We start from the raw sequence: 3,392 nt of genomic DNA, 5'->3' as shown, positions 1-3,392 counted from the left end.
CTTTAATAAATATGGCACCTACCTACTCTCCCGCCTGGTATAGCAGTACCATCGGCCATGAGGGGCTTAACTTCTCTGTTCGGTATGGGAAGAGGTGAACACCCTCGGCATAAGCACCATAATAAGGTTATCCGCTTTCGCTGAAGCTAGTGCGGATACAATAAGTTAACATATTGGGAAGTTGCAATAAAACGGTAATGAATCATCTTTTATCTCCGAAGAGAATAAAAAATTAAAGCTTACGGGCAATTAGTACTACTCGGCTTTGATGTTACCACCTTTACACCTGTAGCCTATCAACGTCATAGTCTCTGACGACCCTTAAAAGAAAACTCATCTTGAGGTAGGTTTCACGCTTAGATGCTTTCAGCGTTTATCCTGTCCGTACATAGCTACTCGGCATTGCACCTGGCGGCACAACCGATACACCAGCGGTACGTACGACCCGGTCCTCTCGTACTAAGGTCATGTCCTCGCAATTTTCTAACGCCCATCACAGATAGGGACCGAACTGTCTTGCGACGTTCTGAACCCAGTTCACGTGCCACTTTAATCGGCGAACAGCCGAACCCTTGGGACCTTCTCCAGCCCCAGGATGTGACGAACCGACATCGAGGTGCCAAACCTCACCGTCGATATGAGCTCTTGGGTGAGATCAGCCTGTTATCCCCAGAGTACCTTTTATCCTTTGAGCGATGGCCCTTCCATACAGAACCACCGGATCACTTTAGCCTGCTTTCGCACCTGATCGACTTGTATGTCTCACAGTCAAGCACCCTTATACTAATGCGCTCTACGTACGATTACCAACCGTACTGAGGGTACCTTTGCGAGCCTCCGTTACTTTTTAGGAGGCGACCACCCCAGTCAAACTACCCACCATGCAATGTCCCCCGCAAGGGGTTAGGTTCTAAGCAACAAGAGGTTGGTATTTCAACGATGACTCCACAATGCCTGGCGACACTGCTTCATAGTCTCCCAACTATCCTACACACTTGGTGCTCAAAATCAATGCAAAGTTGTAGTGAAGGTTCATGGGGTCTTTCCGTCCCGTGACGGGTAACCGGCATCTTCACCGATACTACAATTTCACCGGGCTCGTGGAGGAGACAGTGTTCAACTCATTAGACCATTCGTGCAGGTCGGAACTTACCCGACAAGGAATTTCGCTACCTTAGGACCGTTATAGTTACGGCCGCCGTTTACTGGGGCTTCAGTCAGAAGCTTTGGCTTGCGCCGAACATCCTTCCTTAACCTTCCAGCACCGGGCAGGTATCAGGCTCTATACGTCATCTTACGATTTTGCAGGGCCCTGTGTTTTTGTTAAACAGTTGGTTGAACCATTTTACTGAGACCGCATCGCTGCGGTACGCTTTATCCCGAAGTTACAGCGTCAATTTGCCTAGTTCCTTCTCCACGGCTCACCCGAGCGCCTTAGAATACTCATCTCGACTACCTGTGTCGGTTTACGGTACGGGCCGCATTAGCCTAACCTTAGAGGTTTTTCTCGGTGGTATGTTTAGGGTCACTATCTCGCCGGCCGAAGCTTTTGAGTACTATCACCTTCGACATCCGGTGCGGATTTGCCTACACCAGATATATCTACAGGCTTTAACGCAGTATTCCGTAACTGCGCGGACCTTTCACGACCACGTCACCCCATCGAAACTAATGCGGGTACTGGAATATTAACCAGTTTGCCATCAGCTGCCCCTTTCGGGTTTGCCTAAGGACCCGACTAACCCTGATCCGATTAACGTTGATCAGGAACCCTTAGTCTTACGGCGAACAAGTTTTTCACTTGTTTTATCGTTACTTATGCCTACATTTTCTTTTCCAATCGCTCCAGCATGCGTCACCACACACCTTCAACGCAGATTGGAATGCTCCCCTACCACTCCATACAAGTATGGAATTTAGAACTTCGGTTCGTAGTTTGATGCCCGATCATTTTCCGTGCAGAGTCTCTCGACCAGTGAGCTGTTACGCACTCTTTAAATGAATGGCTGCTTCCAAGCCAACATCCTGGCTGTTTTAGAAACTCCACCTCGTTTGTTCAACTTAACTACGTATTAGGGACCTTAGTTGCTAATCTGGGTTATTTCCCTCTCGGCCATGGACCTTAGCGCCCACAGCCTCACTGCCGCAGATATTTATTAGCATTCGGAGTTTGTCAGGGTTTGGTAGGCGGTGAAGCCCCCTAGCCCAATCAGTAGCTCTACCTCTAATAAACTTCTATATGCGACGCTGTTCCTAAAAACATTTCGGGGAGAACGAGCTATCTCTCAGTTTGATTGGCCTTTCACCCCTATCCACAGGTCATCCCATAACTTTTCAACGTTAATGAGTTCGGACCTCCAGTGTGTGTTACCACACCTTCATCCTGCCCATGGATAGATCACAAAGTTTCGCGTCTACCCCCACTGACTAAATCGCCCTATTTGGACTCGCTTTCGCTACGGCTCCGTTACTTAAGAACTTAACCTCGCCAGTGAGGAGTAACTCGTAGGCTCATTATGCAAAAGGCACGCCGTCACCATTGCTGGCTCCGACCGCTTGTAGGCACACGGTTTCAGGTACTATTTCACTCCCTTATTCAGGGTGCTTTTCACCTTTCCCTTACGGTACTGGTTCACTATCGGTGTCTGAAGAGTATTTAGCCTTACCGGATGGTGCCGGCAGATTCACGCAGGATTCCTCCGGTCCCGCGCTACTCAGGATACTGCTCGTCCCCTATCATTTGCACCTACGTGGCTTTCACACGCTATGGCTCCCCTTTCCAGAAGATTCAGTTTGAGATAGGTTTCTAAATGCAGTCCTACAACCCCCATGGAGCACGCCCCACAGGTTTGGGCTCTTCCCTTTTCGCTCGCCACTACTCAGGGAATCATTGTTATTTTCTTTTCCTCCCGGTACTTAGATGTTTCAGTTCTCGGGGTTGGCTCTCTTTCGAGTGATATGCCTTCAGCATACCAGGTTGTCCCATTCGGAGATCCAGGGATATAATGCTTGTGTGCAACTCCCCCTGGCTTATCGCAGCTTACCACGTCCTTCATCGCCTTTCAGACCCTAGGCATCCACCATGTGCCCTTATTCGCTTTAAAAAATTTCTACTGTCATTGCTGGCGCGATTAAGATTACTCTTTACCAACAACAACTTATTACTCGGTATTATTACAACTTTTTATTTCCCAATATGTCAAAGAACTTTCGCAGCTCCGAAGAACCACAATTGCGGATGGTAAGGTTATGAACCTTCAGGCCTTTCGCCACATCTGTCTCCCTTCATTCCTAAAAGAACTCTCTCTCTACTCCGTTTTCCGTGGAGGATAACGGATTCGAACCGTTGACCCCCTGCGTGCAAGGCAGGTGCTCTAGCCAGCTGAGCTAAT

General features: G+C 48.6%; 2 rRNA genes. Both read right to left on the bottom strand.

What is annotated here, in order from left to right:
• Positions 1-9: 9 nt before the first annotated feature.
• Positions 10-121, bottom strand: a 5S ribosomal RNA gene (gene rrf, locus HY58_RS18340).
• Between the two features lie 108 nt (positions 122-229).
• Positions 230-3,104, bottom strand: a 23S ribosomal RNA gene (locus tag HY58_RS18335).
• Positions 3,105-3,392 lie beyond the last annotated feature (288 nt).

The sequence above is a fragment of the Flavihumibacter sp. ZG627 genome (genome assembly GCF_000814325.1).
Classification (GTDB): Bacteria; Bacteroidota; Bacteroidia; order Chitinophagales; family Chitinophagaceae; genus Flavihumibacter.
Note: the sequence above shows the minus strand (reverse complement) of the source record. Positions and strands in the feature narration are given on the sequence as shown.